Annotated in this window: 7 protein-coding genes; all 7 read right to left on the bottom strand. The window is 73.7% G+C overall.

The annotated features are described in order from the left end of the window. Positions 1 to 246, bottom strand: a 246-nt coding sequence (locus NWP10_RS10040) for a DUF3180 domain-containing protein (RefSeq protein WP_258300803.1), incomplete at its 3' end; no start/stop codon positions are given. After that, positions 243 to 902, bottom strand: a complete 660-nt coding sequence (folK, locus tag NWP10_RS10035) for a 2-amino-4-hydroxy-6-hydroxymethyldihydropteridine diphosphokinase (RefSeq protein ID WP_248193973.1) — start codon at positions 900 to 902, stop codon at positions 243 to 245. The genes NWP10_RS10040 and folK, both read right to left, overlap by 4 nt. Then, positions 899 to 1,279 carry a dihydroneopterin aldolase gene (gene folB, locus NWP10_RS10030; RefSeq protein WP_248193971.1) on the bottom strand — a complete coding sequence of 127 codons (381 nt, stop codon included), beginning with the start codon at positions 1,277 to 1,279 and terminating at the stop codon, positions 899 to 901. The genes folK and folB overlap by 4 nt, the downstream gene beginning before the upstream one ends. Beyond that, a complete protein-coding gene (gene folP / locus NWP10_RS10025; protein WP_258300802.1) occupies positions 1,276 to 2,190 on the bottom strand; it encodes a dihydropteroate synthase in 915 nt (304 codons plus the stop codon). Before folP ends, folB begins: the two co-directional genes overlap by 4 nt. Positions 2,191 to 2,216: 26 nt before the next feature. Next, the gene (gene folE, locus NWP10_RS10020) at positions 2,217 to 2,915 is read right to left on the bottom strand and encodes a GTP cyclohydrolase I FolE (RefSeq protein WP_248193968.1); all 699 of its coding nucleotides are present in this window, start codon (positions 2,913 to 2,915) and stop codon (positions 2,217 to 2,219) included. A gap of 17 nt (positions 2,916 to 2,932) precedes the next feature. Next, entirely contained in the window at positions 2,933 to 5,023 is a 2,091-nt protein-coding gene (gene ftsH, locus NWP10_RS10015; protein WP_017488940.1) for an ATP-dependent zinc metalloprotease FtsH, read from the bottom strand. Between the two features lie 433 nt (positions 5,024 to 5,456). Continuing rightward, positions 5,457 to 6,008 carry a hypoxanthine phosphoribosyltransferase gene (gene hpt, locus NWP10_RS10010; RefSeq protein ID WP_017488941.1) on the bottom strand — a complete coding sequence of 184 codons (552 nt, stop codon included), beginning with the start codon at positions 6,006 to 6,008 and terminating at the stop codon, positions 5,457 to 5,459. Positions 6,009 to 6,280: the final 272 nt, after the last annotated feature.

Here is a 6,280-nt window from a genome sequence, read left to right as displayed (position 1 = left end):
GAGCACCAGGGTGCGCGCCGCCGCGATCGGGTCCATCCGCGCGGCCGGCGGCTTCTCCCGGTCCCGGCGCACCCGCCAGCCCAGCACCAGGCACAGCACGGACACCGCGGTCACGGTGATCAGGCCGCTGCGGCCCACCACGGGCGCGCCCCAGCCCAGCGACGGGGCGGCGAGCCCGGCCAGCCAGCCGAGCAGGACGGCGACCGCCACCGCGACCACGGTCCACCACGAGCGCAGCGCGATCACGGGCCCGACCCGTCGATCGCGTCCCGGCCCGGCGCGCGCACGGCGCGGGGACGCACGGGGACGACGTCGTCCCGGCCGGCGAGCAGCCGATGCCGCTCCGGCTCGGCGCGGCGCACCCCGGGGGCGTCCGCGGCGAGCGCGGCCAGCTCGGCCACCGGCCGGCCCGCGAGCACGGCGTCCGGGTCCAGCCACAGCCAGGGCAGCAGCACGAAGCCGCGCTCGGCGGCGCGGGGGTGCGGCAGCGTGAGGTCCGGGTGGTCGATGACGAGGTCCCCGTAGGCGATCACGTCCACGTCCAGCGTGCGCGCGCCCCAGCGGACCTCGCGGCGGCGGTGGTGCTCCTGCTCGAGGCGGTGCGCCACGGCGAGCAGCTCCCAGGCGGACAGGGTGGTGCGCAGGGTGAGCACCTGGTTCAGGTAGTCCGGCTGCCCGGGCGGGCCGCCCACGGGCGCGGTGACGGCGCGCGGGGAGGCGCGCAGCGCGGTGACACCGGGCAGCGCGGACAGGGCGGCGACGGCGGCGTCGAGGGTCTCGGCGGGCTCGCGCAGGTTGGCGCCGAGGGCCAGCACGGCGGAGACGGGCGCATCCGGGCGGGCGCCCAGCGCGGGGACGGGCGCGGGGCCCTCGGCCGGGTGTGACCAGTCGACGGTGCTCACGCGAGGTCCCCCCGGGTGCGGTGCACGGTGACGGCGGCGTCCGCGAAGTCGTGCGGGATGGGCGCCTGCGGCTTGTGCACGGTGACCTCGACGGCGGCCACCACGGGCTGCTCGGCGAGGACGGCGCGGGCGATCCGGTCGGCGAGGGTCTCGATCAGGTCCACCGGCTCCCCGGTGACCAGGCGGACCACCGTGTCCGCGACCTCGGCGTAGTTGGCGGTGCGGGCGAGGTCGTCGCCGGCCGCGGCGGGGCCGGCGTCGAGGTGGAGGACGACGTCCGTGACGAACGGCTGCCCGTCCCGGCGCTCGTGGTCGAAGACCCCGTGGTGCCCGACGGCGGACAGCCCGGCCAGGCGGATGCGGTCCCGGGCGCTCACGGCAGCACGTCCTGGGAGACGGGCTCACCCGGGGCGTGCGCCCCGGCCCAGGCCGCGGCGGTGCGGACGGCGTCGGCGCTGGCGCGCACGTCGTGCACGCGCACGCCCCACGCGCCCTGGGCGGCGGCGAGGGCGGAGATCGCCGCGGTGGCGGCGTCGCGCGCGGCGGGCGGGGCCGGGGCGCCGTCGTCGTCCGCCAGCAGGGTGCCCAGGAACCGCTTGCGGGAGGCGGCGATGAGCACCGGGTGGCCCATGGCGCGGAGCCACTCGAGGCCGCGCAGCAGCTCCCAGTTCTGCTCGCCGGCCTTCGCAAAGCCCAGGCCCGGATCCACGATCAGCTGCGCGGGCTCGACGCCCGCGGCGAGGAGGCGGCCGGCCACGTCCCGCAGCTCGCACACGACGTCCGAGACGGTGTCCTCGTAGACGGCCAGCCCATCCATGGTCTGCGGGTTCCCCCGGTTGTGCATGAGGATGTACGGCGCGCCCGACGCGGCGATCAGCGCCGGCATGTCCGGCTCGTGCACGAGCCCGGAGACGTCGTTGACGATCACGGGGCCCAGCTCGAGGGCCGCCCGCGCCGTGGCGGTGTGCATGGTGTCCACGGAGACGACGACGCCGTCCGCCAGCAGCGCCTCCACCACAGGCAGGATGCGCTCCTGCTCCTCCTGCACCGGCACCGCCCGGGCGCCAGGACGCGTGGACTCGCCGCCCACGTCCACGATGTCCGCGCCGTCCGCGACCATGCGCCGGGCGTGCTCGACGGCCGCGCGGACGGTGGCGTGCTCCCCGCCGTCCGAGAACGAGTCAGGGGTGACATTGAGGATGCCCATGACCAGGGTCCGGTCCGCGGGCAGCCTCCCCAGCAGGGCGCGGTTCGCCTCCCGCGCCGCCGCGTCGATGCTCTCGTCCACGTGTCCTCCTCCGCCGTCGGTGGTCCTCAGCCGTGCATGATGAGGCTCATCGCCTCGGAGCGCGTGGACGGATCCCGCAGCTGGCCGCGCACCGCCGAGGTGACGGTCTTCGCCCCCGGCTTGCGCACACCGCGCATGGACATGCACATGTGCTCGGCCTCCACCACCACGATCGCCCCGCGCGGGGCCAGGTGCTCCATGAGCGCCTCCACCACCTGCGTGGTCAGCCGCTCCTGCACCTGCGGGCGCCGCGCGTACAGCTCCACCAGCCGGGCCAGCTTGGACAGGCCCGTCACCCGGCCCTCGGCCGAGGGGATGTAGCCGATGTGCGCCGTGCCGTGGAACGGCACCAGGTGATGCTCGCACGTCGAGTAGAACGGGATGTCCTTGACCAGGACGAGCTCCTCGTGCGCGATGTCGAACGTGGTGCCCAGGACCTGCTCCGGGCCCTGGTGCAGGCCCGCGAAGAACTCCGCGTACGCCTTGGCCACCCGCTTCGGGGTGTCCTGCAGGCCCTCGCGGTCAGGGTCCTCGCCGATCGCCAGCAGGATCTCGCGCACCGCCGCCTCGATGCGGGGCCGGTCGATCGCCGTCGAGTCCGGGTCGAACGTCCCGGGCACCCCGGCCGCCGCGGGCGTCGACGCCGTGGGCGCCGCCGCGCTGCCGTCCGCCGCCGCGGGCACCGAGCCGCGTGCGGCGTCGTCATGGTGGGTCTGCTCCGTCATGCCGGCCTCCTCGGCGCTCAGTTCGTGGGTCCCTCGCCGGCGCCCGGCGAGCTGCTCGGGCCGCCGTGCGGCGGCAGGCCGGGGGTCGGGGCGTCCCCGCCCAGCGACGACGGCGGCGCGCCCTCCGGGTGCACCGGCACCGTGGTGCCCTCCACGCCCACCGGGGTCTGCTCCCCGCCCTCGTGGCGCGAGCGGCGCTCCGACGGCGAGAGCACGGGCGGGATGTCCTGCGGCAGGCGTTCGTCCGAGGCGAGCCACACGTCCCGCTCCGGGCGCTTGCGCACGTCCCGGAAGATCTCCGCGATGGCCTCCTGCGTGAGCGTCTCCTTCTCGAGCAGCTCGTAGGCCAGGCGGTCCAGCACGTCCCGGTTCTCGGTGAGCACCCAGTGGGCCTCGGCGTGCGCGCCGTCCAGCAGGCCGCGCACCTCCGCGTCCACGAGGTAGGCGAGCTCCTCGGAGTACTCCCGGGAGGAGCCGCCGCCCCCGCCGCCCACGAACGGCTCCGAGCTGCCGCCGCCGAGCTTCACAGCTCCCACCTTCGCGGACATGCCGTACTCGGTGACCATCTTCCGGGCCGTGTCCGTGGCCTTCTGGATGTCGTTCGCGGCGCCCGTGGAGGGGTCCTTGAACACGATCTCCTCGGCCACGCGCCCGCCCAGGGCGTAGGCCAGCTGGTCCAGCAGCTCGTTGCGGGTGACCGAGTACTTGTCGTCCTCCGGGACCACCATCGTGTAGCCCAGGGCGCGGCCGCGGGGCAGGATCGTGATCTTCGTGACCGGGGCCGAGTTGCGCAGGCCCGCCGCCACGAGCGCGTGCCCGCCCTCGTGGTACGCGGTGACCTTGCGCTCGTGCTCATTCATCAGGCGGGTGCGCTTCTGCGGGCCCGCCATCACGCGGTCCACGGCCTCGTCCAGGGCGTGGTTGTCGATCACGTTGTTGTTCGAGCGGGCCGTCAGCAGCGCCGCCTCGTTGATCACGTTGGCCAGGTCCGCGCCCGTGTAGCCGGGGGTCCGCTTGGCCAGGGAGCGCAGGTCCACGTCCAGGGCGATCGGCTTGCCCTGCGCGTGCACCTCGAGGATCTTCGCGCGGCCCTCCAGGTCCGGGGCCTCCACCGGGATCTGCCGGTCGAAGCGGCCCGGGCGCAGCAGCGCCGGGTCCAGCACGTCCGGGCGGTTGGTGGCGGCGATCATGATGACGTTCGTGGACGCGTCGAAGCCGTCCATCTCCACGAGCATCTGGTTCAGGGTCTGCTCGCGCTCGTCGTTGCCGCCGCCGATGCCTGCGCCGCGGTGCCGGCCGACGGCGTCGATCTCGTCCACGAAGATGATCGCCGGGGCGTTGGACTTGGCCTGCTCGAACAGGTCGCGCACGCGCGAGGCGCCCACGCCCACGAACATCTCCACGAAGTCCGAGCCGGAGATCGAGTAGAACGGCACGCCCGCCTCGCCGGCCACGGCCTTCGCGAGCAGGGTCTTGCCGGTGCCGGGCGGGCCGTAGAGCAGCACGCCCTTGGGGATCTTGGCCCCCACCGCGCGGAAGCGGTCCGGGACGGTGAGGAACTCCTTGATCTCCTGGAGCTCCTCGACGGCCTCGTCCGCGCCCGCCACGTCCTTGAACAGGACGTCCGGGTTGTCCTTGTTGATGAGCTTCGCGCGGGACTTGCCGAACTGCATCACCTTGCCGCCGCCGCCCTGCATGCGGGACAGGAGGAACCAGAACAGCAGCGCGATGAGCAGGAACGGGATCATGAACCCGAGCAGCGAGAGGAGCCAGTTGCTGCGCACCGGCTCGTCCGTATAGCCGTCCAGGGCGGAGTCGTCCACGGCGGTGACCACGTCCGACGCGCGGGCCGTGGCGAAGTGGAAGTAGACCTCCTTGCCGAGGTCCCTGCCGTCCTGCGAGTAGGGCTCGCGCAACGTGAGGTCCACGCGCTGGTCCCCGTCCACCACGCGGGCCTGCGCCGCCTTGTCGTCCTGCAGCATGGCCATGCCCACGTTGGTGTCCACCATGGTGCGGCCCGTCTGCGACGTGGCCAGCGGGATCGCGACGGCGAGCACCAGCAGGCCCAGCAGGATCCAGATGTAGGGCTTGTTGAACAGCTTCTTCACGGTCCCTCTGCTCTCCCGGTCGGACTGTCGTCGTGGGGTCTCGCCCCACCGGACGGACCGTCCCGTGGAACACCTCTGCGACCCGGTGCCGTGGCGCGCGGGGGCGCCGTGCCCGGGGTCACTGCCCCACCGTACCGGCCGAGCGGACACGCGAGGCGACCAGGCCGCCGTCGTTCGCCGCCGGTGGACAGTGCCGCGGGGCGCGAGGGGGCGGGGTGGGGGCGTGCGCGCGAGCCTTCCGAGCGTCCGAGCTGTCCTGCACCGGGCCGGAATCACCCGAGCACCCCGAGCTTTCCTGCATCTGACCGGAATCGCTCGAGCTGTCCTGCAGACGGCCGGAATGAGCGCGATTCAGCGGCTCATACCGGCACGATGCAGGACAGTTCGGGAGCGAGGGGGCCCGTCCGCCGCAGACGCGCGGCGAGGGGGCCCGTCAGCTGTAGACGTGCGGGGCGAGGGTGCCCACGAAGTCCAGGTTGCGGTACTTCTCCGCGTAGTCGAGGCCGTAGCCCACCACGAACTCGTTGGGGATGTCCCGGCCGACGTACTTGACGTCGATCTCCACCTTCATGGCGTCCGGCTTGCGCAGCAGGGTGCAGATCTCCACGGACGCCGGGCCGCGGGACTCCAGGTTGGCCTTGAGCCAGGAGAGGGTCAGGCCGGAGTCGATGATGTCCTCGACGATCAGCACGTCACGGCCGGTGAGGTCGGCGTCGAGGTCCTTGAGGATCCGCACCACGCCGGAGGACTTCGTGCCCGAGCCGTACGAGGAGACGGCCATGAAGTCGATCTGCACGTGCGAGTGCAGGGCGCGCGTGAGGTCGGCGACCACCATGATCGCGCCCTTGAGGACGGCGACGATGAGCAGGTCCTTGCCCTCGTAGTCGCGGTCGATCTGCGCCGCCAGGTCCTTGACGGTCTCCTGCACCTCCTCGCGGCTCATGAGGACGTGGGTGAGATCGTTCTGGACATCCTGTGCGTCCATGCGGCGCCGCTCCTGGGGGTTCTGCTGGGGATGGGTCCTCCGCCGGCGGCCTCAGGGGCGGGCAGCCCGACGGACGATCTCAAGCATGGCACACCCCCGCCCGCCGCGCAGGGCCGATTCCGGCCCCGCGAGACCACCGTCACCCCCCTCGCCTGGGCCCCCGCTGTGACGACGCCTCACTTCCACCCCGCCGGGCAGCTCCACGGGCCCCGCGGACCCCCCGGCCCCGGGGTCGGCGGGCACGGCGAGGGCGTCGGCGGCGAGGGTCCGCT

This window comes from Micrococcus sp. HG099, assembly GCF_024723355.1.
GTDB classification, from domain to species: domain Bacteria; phylum Actinomycetota; class Actinomycetes; order Actinomycetales; family Micrococcaceae; genus Micrococcus; species Micrococcus endophyticus.
This window is presented reverse-complemented; position numbering and strand designations above follow the sequence as displayed.

Bases quoted from the DNA above. Each gene is read 5' to 3' on its own strand.
- folE (WP_248193968.1), bottom strand. From the start codon at position 2,915: ATGACGGAGCAGACCCACCATGACGACGCCGCACGCGGCTCGGTGCCC.
- hpt (WP_017488941.1), bottom strand. From the start codon at position 6,008: ATGGACGCACAGGATGTCCAGAACGATCTCACCCACGTCCTCATGAGC.